We start from the raw sequence: 19690 nt of genomic DNA, 5'->3' as shown, positions 1-19690 counted from the left end.
CGCTGCCGCCGCCGAATCCGGTGCCGCGGCCGACACGCCCTCCAGCGCCGCGCCGCCTGCCGCCGCACCACCGTCGGCGCCACCGGCATCGCAGCACGCCGAGTCCGCGCCGCCTGCGGTCCAGGCCAACAACCCGTCCAACGCCGGCCAGGGTGGCCAGGCGCAGGGCGGCGGCCAGGAACCGCGCGAAGGCGGCGACCGCCACAACAATCGCCGCGACCGCTTCCGCAACCGCCGCGACCGCGAGCGCAACCGCAACGACGGCCGCCCGCGCGACGACGGCATGCCGCAGGACGACAACAGCAACCAGCAGTTCAACGCCCAGCGCCCGGCCAACATCCCCGAAGGCTTCCCGCAGTACTCGCTGGGCGACCTCAAGCGGATGCCGGCGCAGAAACTGCTCGACATCGCCGAGCAGCTGAACATTTCCGAAGGCGTCGCCCGCGCCCGCAAGCAGGACGTGATCTTCGCCGTGCTGAAGGTGCTCACGCGCCATGGCGAAGGCGTCGCCGCCGACGGCGTGCTGGAAATCCTGCCCGACGGCTTCGGCTTCCTGCGCGCGGCCGAGGCGAGCTACCTCGCCGGGCCCGACGACACCTACATCTCGCCCTCGCAGATCCGCCGCTTCAACCTGCGCACCGGCGACCATCTTTCGGGCCGCATCCGCTGGCCGAAGGACGGCGAGCGGTACTTCGCGCTGGCCGTGGTCGACACCATCAACGGCGAACCGATCGAGGCGTCGAAGAACAAGGTCCTGTTCGAGAACCTCACCCCGCTGTTCCCGCGCCGCAAGTTCCGCCTGGAGCGCGGCGATGGTTCGACCGAGGACATCACCGGCCGCATCCTGGACCTGATGGCGCCGCAGGGCAAAGGCCAGCGCGCGTTGATCGTGTCGCCGCCGAAAGCCGGCAAGACGATGATGATGCAGCAGATGGCCACCGCCATCACCCACAACCATCCCGACGTGCACCTGATCGTGCTGCTGATCGACGAGCGGCCGGAAGAAGTCACCGACATGCAGCGCACGGTGCGCGGCGAGGTGATTTCCTCGACCTTCGACGAGCCCGCCGGCCGCCACGTGCAGGTCGCCGAAATGGTGATCGAGCGCGCCAAGCGCCTGGTCGAGCACAAGAAGGACGTCGTCATCCTGCTCGACTCGATCACCCGCCTGGCACGCGCCTACAACAACGTCGTGCCCTCGTCGGGCAAGATCCTGTCCGGCGGTGTCGACGCCAACGCGCTGCACCGGCCGAAGCGGTTCTTTGGCGCCGCGCGCAACGTCGAGGAAGGCGGCTCGCTCACCATCATCGCCACCGCGCTGGTCGAGACCGGCAGCAAGATGGACGAGGTGATCTACGAGGAGTTCAAGGGCACCGGCAACTCGGAAGTGCACCTGAACCGCCGCATCGCCGAGAAGCGCGTGTACCCGGCGATCGACATCAACCGCTCCGGCACCCGCCGCGAGGACCTGCTGATCGAGCCGGACCTGCTGCAGAAGATCTGGATCCTGCGCAAGCTGCTGCACGGCATGGACGAGATCGGCGCGATGGAGTTCCTGCTCGACAAGATGAAGTCGAGCAAGTCGAACGACGAGTTCTTCGCTTCGATGAAGCGCTGATCGTCAGATCAAAAAAAGCCCCGCGGATGCGGGGCTTTTTTCATGCGGCCCAACAAGCCCACTCAGGGCCGTCGCGCGTAATCCGGCGCAGGCTTCGCGCCGGGCTGCGCCTGGTCCAGTGTGTGCTGCAGGTAGTCGCGCTGCTCCGGATCCGTCGCCGCGGCAAGCAGTTCGTGCAGGATCGCCAGGTACGCCGCCTGCTGCGCATCGGCCGCCGGCACAGCGACATCGGGTTTGACGCCGACGTGTTCCCAGTTGGTGTGGGTGACCGGATTGATCGACTGCCCGGTCGGGATGAAGGCGACGAAATCATGCCCGATCGGGAAGTCGTCGCCCGGGTTGGCGCCGCCGCCGGTGGTTTCACCGACGAGTGTCGCGCGCTTCTGCGTCTGCATGTCGTAGGCGAACTCCTCGCCGCCGGAGAATGTGCGTCCCGAAACCAGCACGTACACCGGTTTGTCGTAATGCACGCCCACGTCCGGCGTCGTCCAGTACTCATCGGTCCTGGCAATTGCGCGGGTTCTGATGTCGTTGAGGTGGCGGCGGTCGCCGGCGGCGAAGAAGTGGCTCATCAGGTAGGCCACGGTCGCCGGGTCGCCACCGCCGTTGCGGCGCAGGTCCAGGATCAGCGCATCGGTGCCGGACAGCATCGTCATCGCCGACGTCAATGCCGCGCCGACCATGTCGGTGGGGCCGAACGCGCGCAGTTCGAGATAGCCGACGTTGCCATCCAGCCGCTCCACACGCTGGATGCCATAGGCCATGCTGGCGACTTCGTGTTGCATCCGGTCGTGCTCGGCCTGCGGAAGTGGCGCGGGCGACAGCGTGGTCGGTTGCGGCTGGTAGCCCGGCGCGTAGCCGACCCGGAAGTGACCGTCCTTGCCGAGCATGCGCAGGTCCTGCGACAGCGCCTGCGCAAGCGCCTCCACATCGCGATCGGCGGCGTAGCCACCGCGGGCGTCCTTGGCGATCAGCGCGGTCGCCACCGTATCGGCCACATCCGGAAAGACATAGAACCGGTGCAGCTGCCTGCCAAGTTCGGCGATCACGGCGGTCCGCGTGGCGGCATCGACCGCCGGCGCGGCAGGCGGCTCCTGCGCGCCAACGCACGGCACGCAAGCCAGCGACATCGAGGCCAGCAACAGGAATACACAGGGATTGCGGTGGCGCATGGTGGTTCCTTCGGTGAGTGGGTGGTGTTAGTACTAATCGGTTAGTAGTCAGGGTCAAAAAAACTCAGCGCGCGTCGCCTTCGATCGCCACCTGCGGCGTCGACCATTCGCCCGCGACCAGCTGCGCCGTCACGCGGACGTTCGCCATGCCCTTGGGGCCACGCAACCGCAGGCGCAGGTCGGCATCGCCATCGGCACGCGCGCCGTTGCCGATGTCGAGGCGCCCGTCAACGTCCTTCGATGCCATCACCACCGGGCTGCCGAGCCTGGCGACGACGGCCGGGTCGATCGCGACATGCTGGATCAGGACCTTGACCATGGTGTTGTCGACAATTTCCGGCGGCGGAGGGAGCGGCGGCGCCAGCGGTCCGATCGGTGGTGCCGGTGGTTTCGGTGGCTTCGGTGGCGCGGGTGGCGCGGCCAGCGACAGCGTCGTGCCGATCCAGGTGCGGGTTTCATCCGTCACCGGCCTGGGCTTGCCATCGACTTCCAGGCTTTCGGTGATCGCGCCATTGGCGCCCACGCGCACGGTGTAGTGACGCCAGCCGTCGGGCCCATAGGCGGAAATCTCGCGGCTGTCGCCCGGGCCCAGCGCGCCCGCGGTGGTCGAGCTCAGCTCGATTGCATGGCGGCCATGGTGGGCCAGGCTCAACTGCGCCACGACCAGGACCCCGGCCACGACCAGCAGGCCGGTGCCGATGGCCGCGCCCCAGCGGGCGCGCACGGGAGGTACCGCCAGCAGGCGGGTAATGCGTTTCATCAGTGAGCCTCCTTGGGCTGCGAGCACCAGGCGCGGAGTGGAAGGCCGCTGGCGCTCGAGTTGCGCGAGCGCCTCGGCCAGCGCGATGGCGTCTCCGCAGACCGCCACGGCCGTGTCGTCGCAGGCGTGCTCGCGCTCCTGCCGGATGCGCCGGCCGAGCCACCACGCCGCTGGATGGAAGAAGAGCAGCGCTTCGAGCACGCACTGCGCGCCGTTCCACAACCAGTCCATGCGCGCGATGTGCGCGAGTTCGTGCGCCAGCAACGCTTCGACCTGGTCGCGCGGCAGCTGCGCAAGCAATGACAGCGGCAACCAGACCACCGGCCGCAGCAGCCTGGCGGTGAACGGGCCGGCGACTTCCGCCGACAGCCGGACCACGACCGTGCGCGAGATGCCCATCGCTGCGCGCATCGCGTCGAGACGCGCCTGCCACGGAGGCGGCAAGGCGGTGGACGGATGCCGGTCGAGCGCGCGCAGCAGTCGCCAGCCGCCGAAGCGCCGCAGCAGCATCGCCCCCACCCCGACCAGCCACGCCATCACCAGCAACGCGGCAAGCGGATTACTCTGCTGGACGAAGTGTCCCGTCGCGGCGTCCAGTTGCGGTGGCGTCACCGCCGGCAACCAACCGCTGTTGAGCTGCGCGCCATCGGCGCCGACCATCCGCAGGAACGTCGACGCCGGCGCCAGCACCATCGCCAGCAGGAAGCCCATCGCCACCGCATGCCGCGTCGCGGCGGCGTGGCGCGACAGTGCCCACAGCGCCAGCCACGCGCCGCCCGCCAGCAACGCCACCTGCCACAGCGAATGCAGCAGTGCCGCGGCCAGCGCCGGCGCGACACGCAGCGACAGCAGCACCGGCGCGTCCATCAGCGCTTGCGCTTCGCCTTGGCCTGCGCGATGAGCCTGGAGATCTGCTCGAGCTCCTCGGCGCTGGCGACATCGACGTCCATCGCACGCTGGACCAGCGTCAACGCCGATCCGGAAAACGCCCTGCGCATCAGGTCCTTCAGCAACGACTGCTGCACCACCGGCTCGGCATGCACGGCGACGTAGGTGTGGCTGCGCTCGGATTCGTCGCGGCGCACCAGGCCCTTGTCGGCCATGATCGTCAGCATCTTCAGCACCGTGGTGTACGCGGTGTCCTTGTTGCGCGACAGCACCGCGTGCACTTCGCGCACGGTCATCGGCCCCTGGCCCTCCCACAGCACCTGCAGGATCGCCAGTTCGCCTTCGGTGGGACGGGGAGCCGCCATGGAAACCCTCGCTCGTGACTACGGCGGCATTAGTACTATGTCATTAGTAGCGAAGTCAACGGGGAGCCCGGCCGGCTCCCTCGCCGGCACCCATGCCGCCGCGGCTGGTGAAACCGCGCGCACGCCCTGGCGCAGCAGCCACACCGCATCCCAGAACGGATACTCCACCGCCCGCCGCACCAGCCCGGCGCGCACCGCGTGCAGGACCAGGTGGCGCGCCACGGCCACGCGCTCCTCCTCGGCGCGCAACGCCTGCTCATGGAATGCACGTGCCCAGATCCATCCCAGCTGCGGGTGCGCCTGGCGCAGGTAGCGTGCGCTGCGCCCCTTCAAGCGCCCGACCAGCGCCGACAGGCTGTCCTGCGGGTGCAGTTCGACCAGTCCGTGCCAGTGGTCGGGCATCAGCGTCCACGCCAGCAGCCGCGAACCTTCCCACGCCGGCCTCGCGGTCAACATCCGGCAGGCATCGACCGCGACGTCCCAGTCGGAAAAATGCAACTGCCGGCGATCGGTGCCGAAGGTGACCAGGTACGCCGGTCCCGTCGGCGACCGCCGTCCGCTTCGTTGCATCGCGATGGTGGGTTCCATGTGCCGACCATGCGCGCCTGGCCCGAGGCAACCCATCAGGCAAGCGCCCACCACGGGGTCGGAAAGCGGCCCGCGCGACCGGCTTCAAACTGACAGGCGCGCAAAGGCCGCGTGGCAGGCACCAGTGCCGTCGCGCGCCAGCGCTACCTGCGCGCCCACTCGAACGACGCCGGCCTGGTGTCCGCGTCGCCGTAGCGCAGCCAGCGCTCGGCATCGCCCTGGCTGTTGAACGCGCGCGCATCGAAGCCGGCGATGTTGGCGTACAGCTCGCAGTAGTCGACGTGGTCCAGGCCGTGGACCTTGGCGTGGGCGATGCGCACCTGCTCCAGGCCCTTGCCCGACATCGTCTCGACCAGGTCGTGCCACTGCGCTGGCGTCAGTTCGGTGCCAACCAGCTCGTCGATCACCAGCAGGCACCTCGGGTGGTCGCGCGCGACGTGCTCCACGATCTGCGTCCAGTAACCGATGGTGCCTTCGAGCGAGCGCGTGCCGGTCACGCGGACCTGCATGCCCTGGGAACCGAAGCGGGAAAACTCGGCATGAACCGGCGGGTTTGGAGTCGCCATGGCGCGCAGCTCGGAGATCGGCGCGCCGAACATACGCCCTGACAAGGCGCCCGTTCGTGACGGCCCGTCACGGGCCGGGCGGCCTTGCCCCCCCCTGCTAGAATCGACCCATCCCCACGACCTATGACGCCGCTCGCGGGCGGCGCGGAGCTCCGCCCCCATGACCTGGCTCAACGAACTGCTGCTCAACGACCCGGATCCCACCGAAACCCGCGAGTGGATCGAGTCGCTCAAGGCCGTCATCGACAACGGCGGCCCGCAGCGCGCGCACCAGCTGCTCGAAGGCATGGTCGAGCTCACCCGTCGCGCCGGCGCGCACCTGCCGTTCTCGCCGACCACCGAATACGTCAACACCATTCCCGCCGGGCAGGAGCCGCAGATGCCCGGCGACTCCAACATGGAGTGGCGCATCCGCTCGCTGATCCGCTGGAACGCGATGGCGATGGTCGTGCGCGCCAACCGCAAGCCGGGCGAACTCGGTGGCCACATCGCCTCGTTCGCTTCCGGTGCGACGCTCTACGACGTCGGCTTCAACCATTTCTGGCGCGCGCCGACCGAGGACTTCCCCGGCGACCTGCTCTACATCCAGGGCCATTCCTCGCCCGGCATCTACGCGCGCTCGTTCCTCGAAGGCCGCATCAGCGAATCGCAGCTCGACCACTTCCGCATGGAAGTCGACGGCCGCGGCGTCAGCTCGTATCCCCATCCGTGGCTGATGCCCGACTATTGGCAGACGCCCACGGTGTCGATGGGCCTCGGCCCGCTCGCCGCGATCTACCAGGCGCGCAACTGGAAGTACCTCGAAGGCCGCGGCCTGATGCCCAAGACCGGGCGCAAGGTGTGGTGTTTCCTCGGCGACGGCGAAACCGACGAGCCCGAATCGCTCGGCGCGATTTCGGTGGCCGGCCGCGAAGGCCTCGACAACCTCATCTTCGTCGTCAACTGCAACCTGCAGCGCCTTGACGGCCCGGTGCGCGGCAACGGCAAGATCATCCAGGAGCTGGAAGGCAACTTCCGCGGCGCCGGCTGGAACGTCATCAAGACCATCTGGGGCACGTACTGGGATCCGCTGCTCGCGCGCGACACCACCGGCAAGCTGCGCCAGCTGATGATGGAAACCGTCGACGGCGAATACCAGAACTGCAAGGCCTTCGGCGGCAAGTACACGCGCGAGAACTTCTTCGGCAAGTATCCCGAGACCGCCGCGCTCGTCGCGAATCTCTCCGACGACGACATCTGGCGCCTCAACCGCGGTGGTCACGATCCGCACAAGGTCTACGCCGCCTACGACGCCGCGGTGAAGACCACCGGCCAGCCGACCGTGATCCTCGCCAAGACGGTCAAGGGCTACGGCATGGGCGCGGCGGGCGAGGCGCTCAACCCCACCCACGGCACCAAGAAGATGGACGACGAGGACGTGCGCACGTTCCGCGACCGCTTCCAGATCCCGATCACCGACGCGCAGCTGGCCGACGGCAAGGTGCCGTTCTTCCATCCCGGCGAGAAGTCGCCGGAAGTCGAATACATGCACGAGCGCCGCAAGGCCCTCGGCGGTTACCTGCCGCAGCGCCGGCGCAAGTCATCGCAATCGCTCGAAGCGCCGAAGCTCGAGGTCTACGAGCGCCTGCTCAAGACCACCGGCGATCGCGAGATCAGCACCACGATGGCGTTCGTGCAGGCACTCAACATCACCCTGCGCGACAAGCAGGTCGGCCCGCGCTGCGTTCCGATCGTTGCGGATGAAGCGCGCACCTTCGGCATGGAAGGCATGTTCCGCCAGCTCGGCATCTACGCCCCGCACGGGCAGAAGTACAAGCCGGTCGACCGCGACCAGCTCATGTACTACCGCGAGGACGCCACCGGCCAGGTGCTGGAGGAAGGCATCACCGAGGCCGGCGCGTTCTCCTCGTGGATGGCGTGCGCGACGAGCTACAGCACCAACGATCTGCAGCTGATCCCGTTCTACATCTACTACTCGATGTTCGGCTTCCAGCGCATCGGCGACAGCGCCTGGCAGGCGGCGGACATGCGCTCGCGCGGCTTCCTGCTCGGCGCCACCGCCGGCCGCACCACGCTCAACGGCGAAGGCCTGCAGCACGAGGACGGCCAGAGCATGGTCCAGGCCGGCCTCATCCCCAACTGCCGCAGCTTTGATCCGACCTTCAGCTACGAAGTCGCCGTGCTGCTGCAGTACGGCATGCAACGCATGCTCACCGAGCAGCGCGACGAGTACTTCTACCTCACCCTGATGAACGAGAACTACGCCCACCCGGACATGCCCGAAGGCGCGGCCGACGGCATCATCAAGGGCATGTACCTGTTCCGCGATGGCGGAAAGGCGAAGAAGGGCGAGTTGCGGGTGCAGTTGCTCGGCAGTGGCACGATCCTGCGCGAAGCGATCGCCGCGGCCGACCTGCTCGACAAGGATTTCGGCATCAAGGCCGACATCTGGTCCTGCCCGAGCTTCAACGAACTCGCGCGCGACGGCGTCGATGCCGAACGCTTCAACCGCTTCCACCCCGAGTCCGAACAACGCAAGCCCTACGTCACCCAACTGCTCGAAGGCCGCCAGGGCCCGGCGATCGTCGCCACCGATTACATCCGTGCGTACCCCGAACAGATCCGCGGGTTCGTGCCGATGCGGTACACGGTGCTGGGGACGGATGGCTTCGGGCGCTCGGATACGCGCGAGAACCTGCGGCGGCACTTCGAAGTCGACCGCAACCATATTGCGCATGCGGCGGTGGCTGCGCTGGTGGCGGATGGGAAGATGAGTGGGAAGGATGTGGCGCGGGCGATGAAGCTTTATCGGATTGATGAGGGGAAGGCGACTCCGATTGGGGTTTGATCCTCGGCAATGAAACGAGTAGAACGTCGGCCTCGGGGATGCAGCTTGAATTCTGTCGAGCTTCGTAATTCTGCTTTTCTTCCGGTGGCGGCTCGAGCTAGGTCAATTCTTGACCAGGGCTTGCCGTTTCTGCGGCATTGCGAGTTCCCACCTCGGCGGATAAGTTGACGACATCCGACCGGACATGCGATAGGACTCATCTCATCGGTCTATGCCCCAGAATGCGCGGATGGCTAGTCACTCTCGAATTCCTGCTTGGCTCCTCAGCCTTCGCGAACAATTCGCGAAATACGTATACAGGAATGCCTCCAAGCGGTGGCGCTACCGATTTGTGAGCTTTGAGCGTCGGGAGGATGCCGAGGCGGCGGCCTATGAAAAGGGCGTGGTTGCGCTGGTGAACCCCGGCGCCCTCAAGTGGGCTTATCTGAAGTGCCCTTGCGGCTGCAAGGAACAACTTCAGCTGAACTTAATGGCAAGCCGCTCGCCCCGCTGGACCGTGAAGCTCAGTACAGGCGGCCTCATCTCGATTGCGCCATCAATCGACGCGAAGCACTGCGGAGCTCACTTTTTTCTTCGGGATTCTCGAATCATTTGGTGCGAAGACTAGCCCCAAGCCAAGCCTAAGAAGGGCTCCTCGTCGCCGCGACCCCATCGCGCTTGATCGTTGCAGCTGCACTCCTCATGAGGCTCGAAGCGATTTGTCCGCATCCGAGACTGATCAAATGCCACGAGAAGTTCGGACGATTGCCGGTCCGCTCCTTTGAATCCAGTCAATCGGTGGAGCAGCTCTGTAACTGCTAGTGCGGCAATTGCGGTTGTGAACGTGACGACGGCGGGCGCAGGCTGCTCCAGCTCCGGCGCGTAGCCTTCTCTCGCCTGACCGGCGCGCTCTGCAGCGGACAGTGTCTCGAGTCGCATTCCTTCGACCGAAATTCGACCTCGACAAAAGAGGCAAGCTTCCCCTGGGAGAAGAGTAGTAACCCTGCCGTGCACGCCGATAATTTGTCCGCCGAGCGAATCGATTAGCACGCCCATGTCAAAGACTGGAATTGAGTACGCTACACAAAGGCATCCCAAGATCGCTCGCGGTCGCTGCTTATCAGTGCAGCCGAAAACAATGTCGCATTCACGCAAGGCTAGAGCGCTTCTTTCAGTCGTAATGTGCTCAGGAATCGCGCGAACGACTGTTCCAAGTCCCATCTTCTCGATATTGCGTTTGGCGATATCAACCTTGTAAAGCCCCACGTCAGCTCGATGCGAGCCTTGTACTCGGTTGAGATTGGATGCCTCAAGAGTGTCGCCGTCGAAGAGCGAAATCATCCCCACACCCAGCCGCGCAAGCTGCTCTGCTACGGGAGAACCGGTGCCACCCAGGCCAACAATCCCGATGTGGAGACAACTCAACGCCGACTGAATATCTTTTCCAAAGGCACGAATCTGGCGGTCAAGGAAGTCACTCTGCACTTGCGATGTCGCCCTCCAACACCGAATGCGCGATCCGACCGCAATGGTCTTGTCGAGGGCTTGTCGATCCGGCATATACAAGCGCCCAACAATAGAGTTCTTCGTTAGAACCAGCGTCCCATGAATTTTTCCAGGAACACGAGCTTGCAGGAAGGGAATCAGTCGGCCTTCTTCCCGGTCATCCTGCGCCGAAAAATCGTCAGCCCCATCGGGGTGGGAATGGACAAATACAATAGAGAGGCCCTCGTTTCTGGCCAGCTTTGCGATGCGGGTGAGAGCTGAGGACTTAATTACGAGACCGTCGCGTCGCCGTTCGTCAAAATCGGCCGCGTCGATTGGCATCACCGCATGAACAATTAGCTTGGCGCTTTCATCTGACATTGACTGCCCGCAGAGCAGGAATGCAGCGCCTTCAAGCCCGGGCTGATCAAAGACGTGCTGCCGGAGCAACTCAAGTTGTGCCTCGGTCATGACGAGCGTTTTCATTTGGTTGAACCCAATCCCTGTAGCTCTCGTTGAATCAGAACGAAGAACGATCTGAGGCCATCCACTCCAGGTCTCCAACCGCCATTTAGATGTCTCGAGAAGCGTTGCCAGTTCTTCCCAACGTGGGACTCCATCACCTCAGAAGCAGGGGCGAAGTGGCCTGACTCTGCAATTCGAATTGGCGGGTTGCAGTACCACATATCAAGCGGAGTCATAGGGAACTGCGGGGGAATTCGAATCATCAACGTCACCGGCGACGGCGCGAAGCCGCCGCCAGTGACGTCGAAGTTGCGAACAATCAAGTAGCCGCCCGCGGACTCGGACAACAACTCCCAGTCATACCCTCGATCATCTAGAAACGCTTGATCGCGCGAGGGCAGCTTCATTTCAGTTAGTCCCGGGGTTGATGGTGCTTGGTGCGGTGTAAAAGTGAGCTCCTGACTTGACTTCATAAACGACGCTTTCCTTGATCGGAACGTCGTCAGAAGGACCAGGGACTTCGAGCCACAGGTCGCGGTCCGCTGCAACGGGAACGAGGCCCCTAAGGTCGTGGCCGGACATCTGATGGCTCGCGGCGTCGTACTTCTCCCCATCGATGAAAATTGGGATAACTGATTGATTATGCGGATGGTTTGCGGCGTTTACAGACATTTTGGCGACTCCTTACGAACGAGTGGTGAGCGAACGATAGCTATATGATAGCTAAAACGCAAGCAAGTTTTATTGCCATAACTAGCTAGATGGCGTATGGTTTGCTCAGGGAGATGCTATGAATCCGAAGCGAACAATGACGCTCAATCTCACCGACTCAGAAATGGCGGTGTTGGAGGAGCTGTCGACTCAAAAGGACATGTCGAAGACGCATGTCATGCGGCAGGCGCTGCGGCTATACCAGTTGGTGGACGGCCGAATTCGCGCAGGCGAGAAGTTGTTTTTGGAAGATGAAATTTCCAAAGAGAAGCGCGAGCTTGTTGTGCTATGACAGACGGCATCGTTGTTCCGCTCTTGGATTGCAAGAACGGCGCTTATATCGATGCGCTGCTGTTCGAGCGAATCGACATCGACTTTGCCCGCGAAGCTGACAGCGCCTGGGCGGCACATGTGCGTGCGGCGCAGGATTTCGCAAGAGATTCGGGCCTCGCTATCCCCACGGCCGAACCCGAGGGTTGGAACTGGGAAGCTAAGGTCGAACGCTCAGGAAACTTGATCTCGATGCCGACGTTGGCTATCACGTATCAAGGCGAAAAACAGGGAATGATGGCCCTTCTCACGGACGGTCGTCGCTGTCGGCTGCCGGGCCATGAGTCGAAGTCCTTGGTGTACGTGCGTTACCTCGCTACGGCTCCTTGGAATCTTCCGGAATTTGGCTCAAGGTTCCGTGGTGTGGGCACTGTTCTCATGCGCGCTGCTGTGCAGGTGAGTATCGACGTCGGCTTCAAGGGCAGGATCGGGCTCCATTCCCTTCCGAAGTCGGAACGTTTTTACGAATGCCTCGGCCTGAGTCCGATGAATCATGACCCCGACACACAAAACTTGAAGTACTACGAGTTGGACGAGGCAAATGTCGGCTCGTTTATCGCTGGAGGATAGAGCTATGAAGCTCGTAATTACACGGCAGTGGCTAGCTAACAAGCTTGCTCATTGTGATGATGCTTACGCTGGTGCTGGAGGCACGTCATTGGCCGACTTAGATAAGGAAGTAAGCCAGAGAGCGGTTACTCCAGCGGTACTCTCAGAGGTTCCGACTGATCTCGGTAAGGTTGTGAGATACGTCCGCGAGAGCAGGGGCTGGACTCGCAGTGATATAGCCAATCTTGCAAATATCGACGAGTTCGAAGTGACGAACATAGAAACTTCGCCCGACTATGATCCGCCGCCTCGAACTGTGGCGATGTTGGCAGACGTTTGTCATTTTTCTAGATCGAAGTTCATATCTCTCGCGCAGCACAAATCCGATCTAAATCCTTCGCACGGGACTGGAATGCGGTTTGCTGCAAACTCAAGGCGCGTTGACGTGGGCACCGTAAGCGAGTTCGACGTCGTTCGCGCACTAGTGGCGGCGCTTTCGGAAGATCGATAGGCGTGCGAAATATCCTGCTGGACCATCGAACGAGAAACGACATCGATGCCCAAGTGGGAAAGGTCCACCGCGACCTCGCATACAAGAGCGGAAAAGTCGAACTCGCCGAGGTCCGTGATTTACTTCGTCTGGATCTCAGGTATTACCAGCTCGACGACCCCAGCGTTCTTGACGGAGTCGTTCATCGGCTTCGTATCGGTGCTAAGCAAGTCTTTGAGCGCCCATCCCTCCTGATAGAGGCGGTGCGCAAGTTCGATCTAAAGGCCTTGTTCGTGCCGGATCAGAAGCGAATCTTCATTGATGGCAAGACGCCTGATCTAAAAAAGCGTTGGAGCGAATCTCACGAGGTGTCGCATAGCCTGATTCCCTGGCACGCGGATTATATGTTTGGCGACGATGGCGCAACGTTGTCGCCATCCTGTCACGAACGAATTGAGGCTGAGGCGAACTATGGCGCGGGACAGCTTCTATTCCCGCCTGTGGCTTTCCATGAAAGTCGCAGATCAGAGCAGCTCTCGCTTGTCTTGGTTCGGAAGCTCGCCAAGGAGTTTGGAAACACTATTACGAGCACGCTCTGGCGGTGTGTGGAAAGCAGCGAAAATTCTGACTTTGGGTTGATCAGCGGCCATCCGCGATATGGTCAAGCGACCGCACTGCCTGTTGAACACTTCATTAGGTCAGGGACGTTCGCTGATCAATTTGAAAACGTGGACGAAGCTCAGGTATGGGGCCTAATTCGGTCCTATTGCGGTTATCAGCGAGTAGGTCCTCTTGGTTCCAACGAAGTCGTGATCAAAGATCGTACTGGTACGTCGTACTTGTTCGCGATGGAAACCTTCTGCGTGAAGTACCACACATTGACTTTGGGGCGCCTGCTTAGAGTTGCTCCGATCATTACTAACGTCGGGAATCCCGTGGTCGCCGACACTTCGCTTTGAGCCCGCGTAGGGCGCAATAAGCGGAGCGCGTTGCGACGCATACTCCGCCGGATTAGGCGCATCCGGCGCATTACGCCTTTGGCTAATGCGCCCCACCAAGACTGGATGCATGGCGCAGGTTGACCAGGCATGATGTGTCCATGCGCTACTGGTGGGTAAATCAGAACCAGACGTACCGCCACGAGGTCCCGGGCGGCTATCTGTGGTCGCCAAAACGCAATCGGACCAGCGATCGCCACTCGAACGGGACTCGCAATCCGTTCTATGACTTCATGCGTGAAGTCGCTCCGGGTGATGTGGTGTTCTCCTTTTCAGACACTTACATCAAAGCGATCGGCATTGCCGCTTCCCATGCTTACGAGGCTCCCAAACCGCGCGAGTTCGGGCAAACGGGTGCTTATTGGGACAACATTGGGTGGCGCGTCGATGTTCGCTTCACGGAGCTACACGGTCCACTCAAGCCGGCGGAGCACATGGCGCAACTCGCGCCGCGACTTCCGGATCGATATGCACCGCTGCAGCAAAATGGCAGTGGTTTGCAAGGCGTTTACCTTACCCGGTTGCCGGACGACTTCGCGATTACGCTTGCCGACCTCATCGGTCGGGAGGCTCGTACGATCATCGAGATGCGACGCCTTAGAGATCTCGACAACGCACCGGTGGCCATCGGCCTCGTGGAGTGGGAAACCCACGAGATGGAACAAGTGATCGCTGATCAGACGATTCCGGAGACTACCCGTCAGGCAGTCGTCATGGCACGTCGAGGGCAGGGCTTGTTTAAACAGAACGTCCAGCGAATCGAATCCAATTGCCGCGTCACGCAAGTTGATCAGATCGAGCATTTGCGGGCGAGCCATTGCAAGCCGTGGCGGGATGCGAGCAACACCGAACGCCTGGATGGCGAGAATGGGTTGCTGCTCACGCCGGATGTCGATCATCTGTTTGATCGCGGTTTCATTAGCTTCGAAGACAACGGGACTGTTTTGGTTTCGCCCGTAGCCCATCGTGAGTCGCTTCACCGAATGGGGCTTGAGGATGCACTTCGGCGCAACGTAGGGGGCTTTTCCGAAGGCCAGAGGTCCTATTTGGCATTCCATCGGGAAAGCGTCTTTCTTGAATCGAGAATGACGCGCTGAACGTGCAAAGCCGGAACTGACTGCGTCAGTTCGGCGGGTTAAAACCCGCCCTACATCCGCTCTGAGCACCACGACGACTGACTCACCCAGCCATCGCGCATCCCATGGCTAGTTGGCACCCCAGCCTCCTGTAAACCGGCACCACGCCGCTGCTCCTGCTCATCCCGCTGCTGGTCCTGGGCATCCTGGCCTTGTGGCTGGTCCTTCTGCCGCTCTCGCTCCTGATGCGCTATCGCTCCGGGCGCGCGCGGGGACGTGCACGTGGTTGGGTGGTGCGCGGCAATGCGTGGCTGTTGCTGGTGTCGCTGCCGGTGTTTCTGGCGTCATCCTGGGTGGCGACACGTTGGGCGCCGATGGCACTGCGTGATGCGGGGATCGGCCTGTTGGTCGGCGTGCTCTTTGGCCTGGTCAGCCTGTGGCTCACGCGCTTCGAGCGCGACGGCGACGTCCTGTGGTTCACGCCCAACCGCTGGCCGGTGCTGATCCTGACGACGCTGGTGGCGGCGCGGATCATCGCAAGCCTCTGGATGACGTGGCGACGCGTCACGCAGGCGACGCCGGATGCCACCGCGCTGTGGCTGGATGCGGGCGCGTGGACGGCCGTCGCCGGCGTGTTCCTCGGCTATGGCCTGGCCTACACCTGGGGATTGCGCGCGCGGTTGAAGCGCTCGCGGCTGTAAGCCGCTCCTACGAAGCGCGGTGTTCGGTTTTGGGAATCTGTTCCGAACAATGGGGACGGAGGTAATTAACCCCTTACAGGTGCCACTGGTGGCCTGCCCCTCGGCCTGACGCCGACCGGCCGGTTGAGGGCCTGCTCGACCAACTTCCTGGCGACCGGCGTCGACGGTAAGGCGGGTTCAGGAACCTGCGTGCTACTTCGCCTCGAAGTAGGTTCCGCGGTCGAGGATCTTCTGCGCGATGTTGTCGAAGTGGCAGGGCAACGCGTCGGCGTACCGGAAATCCGGACCCGATTGCAGCTGGTAGTGCACGTGCGGGGTATCGGTGTCGCCCGAATGCCCAAGCTTGCCGATCACCTGTCCCTGCGCGACACGCTGGCCAGGTGTGACCCGGATCGAGCCCGGCTGGAGGTGGGCGATCATGCTGAACTCGCCATTGCCGTGGTCGATCACGATGTTGTTGCCGGGGTCGCCGCCGCGCGGGAACTCCGGCGCGTAGTACGCAGGATCGCTGGTATCGCCGACGGGCTGGTCGGGGCGATCATTGCGCACGCGCACCACGGTGCCGTCGGCTGGAGCGAGCAGGTCGTGCCCGTAACCGTAGTAGTCGGCGTTGTGCTTGCCGTCGCCCGGCTTCAGTGGCGACCAGCCCTCGTCGAGCACGGTGCTGTCCAGCGCGTATTGCCCGCTGCGGTCGCGGTGGCCGCCGTTCATCGCGCCGGCCTGCAGGACAATCCCCTTGCCGCGGAACGGAAAGATCAGCTGTGCTTTCTGCTGGTAGGTGCTGATGGCCACATCCTGATGCACGGTATGCGTGCGGCCTTGCGCGTCCTTCAGCTTCACGAGGATGTGCATCGCATCCACCGGCAGGGTCGCCGGCTCGACATACCGCAGGCGGATCGAGAGTGGCCAGTACAGTGGCGACGGCGATGGCGCGCCATCGGGCAACGTCGGCGACAACGCGGAGGTGTAGGTCAGCGGTTCGAATCCCTCACGGTTGTATGTCGAATGCCGCAACACCTGCCGTCCGTGCATCAGGTCGATCGCCATCGATTCCGGCGCAAGCTGGATCGGCTGCGTGCTCTGCACCGTGAGCGAGAAGATCCAGCTGGCGGTGGGCTCGTGCGAACGATCCTCGGCCTTGTAGACGTGGCTGGGGAACGGCTGCAGCGTCAGCTCAGCCATCGCGGCAGGAGCGGGATTGGCGGCCGCGCCACCGAGGCCGAGCAACAGCACGCAAGCCAGGATCGACACGCAACGGTGCTCCTCCGGAACGAGGCCCGACGGTAAGCCGGTGCCTTGCTGCAGGGATGTGCCGGAAGTTTTTGCTCACCGGACTGGCCGATGCGATCGACTGCCTGGCCGTGATCGACAGGACCGTCTTGTTGACAAGACAAAATGTAATGTGCACAGTACACCGAGTCTTGTGGAGATGACATTGTGTCCCGATCCCTGCGTTACGCCGTCCTGATCCCGCTGGCGATCCTGGCCTTCGCCCTGGAGTTCGTGGTGCCCCATCCCGGCTGGGAGCTGCCGCTGCGATCGGGGGTGCTGATCGCGGCCTGCGTGGTCTGGTACCTCCTGTGGGCCACGATGCGGATGCCCGCCTCCGCCTCCCGGGGCGACGCGGCGGCGCCGGTCTCGCCCGCCGAGCAGCGGGCCTGGGTCGGCCTGCTGTTCACCGCCGCGATCCTCGTCTTCTACGCCTTGCGCGGCGGGGAGATGGTGGCCGCCGACGGCACCATGGCGCCGGCGGCTTCCGCCATCGGCAGGCACATCGGCACGCTCGTGCTCGTCTGGCTGGTGGTGATGCGGGTGCTGCGCCGGCGCTGGCATGACACGGTGGACGAGGACGAGCGCGACCGCGCGATCCATGCCCGCGCGTGCGGCTGGGCCCGCAGCGCGTTGTCGGTGTTCGTGTTCGGCGTGGCGCTGGCGTTCGCGTTCTCGCCGCTCGACCGCCTGGGCTGGGCGCGGCCGATGATGCTGTCCAACCTGATGATGGTGGGCCTGGTCGCAACGAGCCTGGTCGAATACACAGCGACGGGGCTGTCGTACTGGCGCGATCGACACCGCGCATGACCGGCACGCCGATCGACAACGTCATCCGCAAGCTGCGCTTCGAGCACGGCGAGATGACCCAGCAGGCGCTGGCGGACATGTGCGGCATCACCCGCCAGACCGTGATCGCGCTGGAAGCCGGCAGGTACGCACCATCGCTGGAACTGGCGTTCCGCATCGCCCGCGCGTTCGGCGTCGGCGTCGAGGACGTGTTCGCCTGGAGGCAGTAAGCCCCGTCTTCTCCTCGCAGCGAACGTCCGCTTGGCGACGCCGCCTCCCCGCACTCACGCCCTGCACCAGGGCGACCTGGAACAACACCCATGAGGGTCGTGCTCAAGCTGTTGAAATGGATCTTCCTCGGCATCGCTACGCTCGTCCTGGCCGTGACGGGCTACAGCGTGTACCAGTCGCGCACGTTCGACACCGCGACGCTGCCAGCCAATTACGGCCGGGTCGCCACCCGGATGTATCTCGGCGCCGGTCAACGGCAGCCGTTGCTGGTCGGACTGGGCGGCGCGGAAGGCGGCAACGCATGGGCCAGCGATCACTGGAAGCCCGAACGCGATGCACTGGTGGGCAAGGGCTATGCCTTCCTCGCGCTCGGCTACTTCGGCCTTCCCGGCACGCCGGAGCGGCTCGATCGAATTTCGCTGGACGCGGTGCACGCGGCGATCGCCGACGCCGCGCGCAACCCGCGAATCGATGGCCGCTGCATCGCGCTGATCGGCGGCTCGCGCGGTGCCGAGTTGGCGCTGGCGCTGGCCAGCCGCGACGACGACATCAAGGCGGTGGTGGCGATGTCGCCCGGCAGCGCGGTCTTCGTGGGCAACACGCCGGCCATGAACACCTCCGCCTTCACCTGGCACGGCAAGCCGCTGCCGTTCGTGCCGGTGCCCTGGCGCGCGGTGCCGGACCTGCTGCAGCATCGCCTGGAGCCGGCGTTCGAGAAGATGCTGGCCAATGCGCCCGCGGTGGAAGCGGCCGCCACGCCGGTGGAACGCATCAATGGGCCGGTGTACCTGATGTCGCCCACGCACGATGAGCTCTGGCCGTCGACGATGATGGCGCGCGCGATGATGCGGCGGCTGGACGCGCGACATTTCCCCTACGCACACATCCATGATGTCTTCGTCGGCGGCCATGCCGCGCCGCTGCAGCACCTGGATCGTGTCGAAGCCTTCCTCGCCGCGCAATTCCCGGCCAGCGACCCGGCGCGATGCGCGCGCGATCGCTCGGCATCAATGCGCCGCTGAGTTCGCGAAAACGGGAAACAAAGGGAAACAAAGGGGACGGAGGCAATTAATCCGGAATCGCCTTAATTACCTCCGTGCCCATTGCGTCGCCAATTACGTCGTCCCCATTACGTCAAAATCGTCTCTCAAACATTGCGCCTGTCGATCGCAGGCCGGACAAGCGAAGTGCGCTGCCTGACCGGTCCCGGCGATATCATTCGCCACCGCATGCGAACGCACGGGGGCATCGATGAACATGCAGGACCTGGTGACGTGGATCGGGGCGGCCTCCGGTAGCGCGTCGCTCGTTACGCTGGTGTACCTGTCGATCCAGGTCCGTCAGAACAATCTGCTGATGCGGGCCGGGGCGCGGCAGGCGCAGGTCGAAACCGACCAGGACCACATTCGTAAATTCATCGAATATCCGGACATCGCCGCCAGCTTCGCCAGCGCCGGACCGATCACCGAAGAGGCGAGGATCCGCCTCAACTTCTGGATCGTGGCGTCGTTGCGCGCGCGCGAGTACGAGTGGTTGCAATACACCAGCGGGGCGCTGGACGAGGCCACGTGGGCCTCCTACCGGCAGCTCATTCCCTTCGTGCTGGGGACCCCACGCGCGCGCCGCTACTGGGCCCTGTGCGCGGGGTTTTTCAATCCGGCATTCGTGCGCGTCGTCGAGGCAATGATCGATGGCCAGCCGCTGACCGGTTACTGGACGGCACTTGCGGCCGCGGACTGAGGCAGAGAAAAACCGAAAAACCGGGTCAGAGTGCACATCCGCGTCGCGCCTGCACACTGAAAGCCGGCGATC

General features: G+C 63.7%; 22 protein-coding genes. 13 read left to right on the top strand and 9 right to left on the bottom strand.

All coding sequences use genetic code 11. From position 1 onward, the window contains the following. On the top strand, positions 1–1618 hold a 1618-nt coding region (gene rho, locus G7B67_RS10390), incomplete at its 5' end, for a transcription termination factor Rho (RefSeq protein ID WP_166211913.1). 62 nt (positions 1619–1680) lie between these two features. On the opposite strand, the gene G7B67_RS10385 is transcribed toward rho, so the two are convergent. From G7B67_RS10385 to G7B67_RS10365, 5 genes are all read right to left on the bottom strand, one after another. Continuing rightward, positions 1681–2790: a S41 family peptidase gene (locus G7B67_RS10385; RefSeq protein WP_166211910.1), complete on the bottom strand. Its 1110-nt coding sequence runs from the start codon at positions 2788–2790 to the stop codon at positions 1681–1683. Positions 2791–2854: 64 nt separating this feature from the next. Further along, entirely contained in the window at positions 2855–4417 is a 1563-nt protein-coding gene (locus G7B67_RS10380) for a M56 family metallopeptidase (protein WP_166211907.1), read from the bottom strand. Further along, entirely contained in the window at positions 4417–4803 is a 387-nt protein-coding gene (locus G7B67_RS10375) for a BlaI/MecI/CopY family transcriptional regulator (protein ID WP_166211904.1), read from the bottom strand. Before G7B67_RS10375 ends, G7B67_RS10380 begins: the two co-directional genes overlap by 1 nt. Before the next feature lie 18 nt (positions 4804–4821). After that, positions 4822–5391: an REP-associated tyrosine transposase gene (locus G7B67_RS10370; RefSeq protein ID WP_207780911.1), complete on the bottom strand. Its 570-nt coding sequence runs from the start codon at positions 5389–5391 to the stop codon at positions 4822–4824. 143 nt (positions 5392–5534) lie between these two features. Then, positions 5535–6002, bottom strand: a complete 468-nt coding sequence (locus G7B67_RS10365) for a hypothetical protein (RefSeq protein WP_166211901.1) — start codon at positions 6000–6002, stop codon at positions 5535–5537. Positions 6003–6117: 115 nt separating this feature from the next. Here G7B67_RS10365 and aceE point away from each other — a divergent pair, with 115 nt between their 5' ends. Beyond that, positions 6118–8805, top strand: coding sequence for a pyruvate dehydrogenase (acetyl-transferring), homodimeric type (gene aceE / locus G7B67_RS10360; RefSeq protein ID WP_166211898.1), 2688 nt, complete (start codon positions 6118–6120; stop codon positions 8803–8805). Between the two features lie 211 nt (positions 8806–9016). Further along, positions 9017–9412: a ubiquitination-like system serine protease family protein gene (locus G7B67_RS10355; protein ID WP_166211895.1), complete on the top strand. Its 396-nt coding sequence runs from the start codon at positions 9017–9019 to the stop codon at positions 9410–9412. Here the strand turns inward: G7B67_RS10355 and G7B67_RS10350 are convergent. Genes G7B67_RS10350 through G7B67_RS10340 form a run of 3 tightly spaced genes read right to left on the bottom strand, consistent with a single transcriptional unit; the run spans position 9409 to position 11406 of the window. Then, positions 9409–10755 carry a ThiF family adenylyltransferase gene (locus G7B67_RS10350; RefSeq protein ID WP_166211892.1) on the bottom strand — a complete coding sequence of 449 codons (1347 nt, stop codon included), beginning with the start codon at positions 10753–10755 and terminating at the stop codon, positions 9409–9411. The genes G7B67_RS10355 and G7B67_RS10350 overlap by 4 nt on opposite strands. After that, positions 10752–11141, bottom strand: a complete 390-nt coding sequence (locus tag G7B67_RS10345; RefSeq protein ID WP_166211889.1) for an E2/UBC family protein — start codon at positions 11139–11141, stop codon at positions 10752–10754. The genes G7B67_RS10350 and G7B67_RS10345 overlap by 4 nt, the downstream gene beginning before the upstream one ends. 1 nt (position 11142) lies before the next feature. Continuing rightward, positions 11143–11406, bottom strand: a complete 264-nt coding sequence (locus G7B67_RS10340; RefSeq protein ID WP_166211886.1) for a hypothetical protein — start codon at positions 11404–11406, stop codon at positions 11143–11145. 136 nt (positions 11407–11542) lie between these two features. Here G7B67_RS10340 and G7B67_RS10335 point away from each other — a divergent pair, with 136 nt between their 5' ends. The 6 genes from G7B67_RS10335 (at position 11543) to G7B67_RS10310 (ending at position 15589) form a co-directional block, all read left to right on the top strand. Continuing rightward, on the top strand, positions 11543–11737 hold the full coding sequence (locus G7B67_RS10335) for a hypothetical protein (RefSeq protein WP_207780910.1): 195 nt from the start codon (positions 11543–11545) through the stop codon (positions 11735–11737). Beyond that, positions 11734–12345 (top strand): GNAT family N-acetyltransferase, encoded by a 612-nt coding sequence (locus G7B67_RS10330; RefSeq protein WP_166211880.1) that lies wholly within the window; start codon positions 11734–11736, stop codon positions 12343–12345. Before G7B67_RS10335 ends, G7B67_RS10330 begins: the two co-directional genes overlap by 4 nt. 4 nt (positions 12346–12349) lie before the next feature. Beyond that, positions 12350–12835, top strand: coding sequence for a helix-turn-helix domain-containing protein (locus G7B67_RS10325; RefSeq protein ID WP_166211876.1), 486 nt, complete (start codon positions 12350–12352; stop codon positions 12833–12835). Positions 12836–12837: 2 nt separating this feature from the next. Beyond that, a complete protein-coding gene (locus G7B67_RS10320) occupies positions 12838–13773 on the top strand; it encodes an ImmA/IrrE family metallo-endopeptidase (RefSeq protein WP_166211873.1) in 936 nt (311 codons plus the stop codon). 140 nt (positions 13774–13913) lie between these two features. Next, the gene (locus G7B67_RS10315) at positions 13914–14909 is read left to right on the top strand and encodes an HNH endonuclease (protein WP_166211870.1); all 996 of its coding nucleotides are present in this window, start codon (positions 13914–13916) and stop codon (positions 14907–14909) included. A 224-nt stretch (positions 14910–15133) separates the two neighbouring features. After that, positions 15134–15589: a CcdC protein domain-containing protein gene (locus tag G7B67_RS10310; RefSeq protein WP_166211867.1), complete on the top strand. Its 456-nt coding sequence runs from the start codon at positions 15134–15136 to the stop codon at positions 15587–15589. Between the two features lie 192 nt (positions 15590–15781). Here G7B67_RS10310 and G7B67_RS10305 read toward each other — a convergent pair whose 3' ends face one another. Then, complete coding sequence (locus G7B67_RS10305) at positions 15782–16840, bottom strand: M23 family metallopeptidase (RefSeq protein ID WP_166211864.1); 1059 nt, start codon at positions 16838–16840, stop codon at positions 15782–15784. A 186-nt stretch (positions 16841–17026) separates the two neighbouring features. On the opposite strand from G7B67_RS10305, the gene G7B67_RS10300 reads away from it, so the two are divergent. The 4 genes from G7B67_RS10300 to G7B67_RS10285 all read left to right on the top strand — a co-directional run bounded on the left by G7B67_RS10300 (position 17027) and on the right by G7B67_RS10285 (position 19618). Beyond that, complete coding sequence (locus G7B67_RS10300) at positions 17027–17668, top strand: hypothetical protein (RefSeq protein ID WP_166211861.1); 642 nt, start codon at positions 17027–17029, stop codon at positions 17666–17668. Further along, on the top strand, positions 17665–17877 hold the full coding sequence (locus G7B67_RS10295) for a helix-turn-helix transcriptional regulator (protein ID WP_166211858.1): 213 nt from the start codon (positions 17665–17667) through the stop codon (positions 17875–17877). Before G7B67_RS10300 ends, G7B67_RS10295 begins: the two co-directional genes overlap by 4 nt. Before the next feature lie 90 nt (positions 17878–17967). Then, complete coding sequence (locus G7B67_RS10290) at positions 17968–18900, top strand: acyl-CoA thioester hydrolase/BAAT C-terminal domain-containing protein (protein WP_166211855.1); 933 nt, start codon at positions 17968–17970, stop codon at positions 18898–18900. Positions 18901–19129: 229 nt separating this feature from the next. After that, positions 19130–19618 (top strand): hypothetical protein, encoded by a 489-nt coding sequence (locus G7B67_RS10285; RefSeq protein WP_166211852.1) that lies wholly within the window; start codon positions 19130–19132, stop codon positions 19616–19618. Positions 19619–19690: the final 72 nt, after the last annotated feature.

The sequence above is a fragment of the Cognatiluteimonas telluris genome (assembly GCF_011320095.1).
GTDB classification, from domain to species: domain Bacteria; phylum Pseudomonadota; class Gammaproteobacteria; order Xanthomonadales; family Xanthomonadaceae; genus Cognatiluteimonas; species Cognatiluteimonas telluris.
This window is presented reverse-complemented; position numbering and strand designations above follow the sequence as displayed.

What these genes read in the sequence shown, in the direction of transcription:
- G7B67_RS10385 (WP_166211910.1), bottom strand. Translation starts at nt 2,790, where the DNA reads ATGCGCCACCGCAATCCCTGTGTATTCCTGTTGCTGGCCTCGATGTCG.
- G7B67_RS10380 (WP_166211907.1), bottom strand. Translation starts at nt 4,417, where the DNA reads ATGGACGCGCCGGTGCTGCTGTCGCTGCGTGTCGCGCCGGCGCTGGCC.
- G7B67_RS10375 (WP_166211904.1), bottom strand. Translation starts at nt 4,803, where the DNA reads ATGGCGGCTCCCCGTCCCACCGAAGGCGAACTGGCGATCCTGCAGGTG.
- G7B67_RS10370 (WP_207780911.1), bottom strand. Translation starts at nt 5,391, where the DNA reads ATGGAACCCACCATCGCGATGCAACGAAGCGGACGGCGGTCGCCGACG.
- aceE (WP_166211898.1), top strand. Translation starts at nt 6,118, where the DNA reads ATGACCTGGCTCAACGAACTGCTGCTCAACGACCCGGATCCCACCGAA.
- G7B67_RS10355 (WP_166211895.1), top strand. Translation starts at nt 9,017, where the DNA reads ATGCCCCAGAATGCGCGGATGGCTAGTCACTCTCGAATTCCTGCTTGG.
- G7B67_RS10350 (WP_166211892.1), bottom strand. Translation starts at nt 10,755, where the DNA reads ATGAAAACGCTCGTCATGACCGAGGCACAACTTGAGTTGCTCCGGCAG.
- G7B67_RS10345 (WP_166211889.1), bottom strand. Translation starts at nt 11,141, where the DNA reads ATGAAGCTGCCCTCGCGCGATCAAGCGTTTCTAGATGATCGAGGGTAT.
- G7B67_RS10340 (WP_166211886.1), bottom strand. Translation starts at nt 11,406, where the DNA reads ATGTCTGTAAACGCCGCAAACCATCCGCATAATCAATCAGTTATCCCA.
- G7B67_RS10335 (WP_207780910.1), top strand. Translation starts at nt 11,543, where the DNA reads ATGACGCTCAATCTCACCGACTCAGAAATGGCGGTGTTGGAGGAGCTG.
- G7B67_RS10330 (WP_166211880.1), top strand. Translation starts at nt 11,734, where the DNA reads ATGACAGACGGCATCGTTGTTCCGCTCTTGGATTGCAAGAACGGCGCT.
- G7B67_RS10325 (WP_166211876.1), top strand. Translation starts at nt 12,350, where the DNA reads ATGAAGCTCGTAATTACACGGCAGTGGCTAGCTAACAAGCTTGCTCAT.
- G7B67_RS10315 (WP_166211870.1), top strand. Translation starts at nt 13,914, where the DNA reads ATGCGCTACTGGTGGGTAAATCAGAACCAGACGTACCGCCACGAGGTC.
- G7B67_RS10310 (WP_166211867.1), top strand. Translation starts at nt 15,134, where the DNA reads ATGCGCTATCGCTCCGGGCGCGCGCGGGGACGTGCACGTGGTTGGGTG.
- G7B67_RS10295 (WP_166211858.1), top strand. Translation starts at nt 17,665, where the DNA reads ATGACCGGCACGCCGATCGACAACGTCATCCGCAAGCTGCGCTTCGAG.
- G7B67_RS10290 (WP_166211855.1), top strand. Translation starts at nt 17,968, where the DNA reads ATGAGGGTCGTGCTCAAGCTGTTGAAATGGATCTTCCTCGGCATCGCT.
- G7B67_RS10285 (WP_166211852.1), top strand. Translation starts at nt 19,130, where the DNA reads ATGAACATGCAGGACCTGGTGACGTGGATCGGGGCGGCCTCCGGTAGC.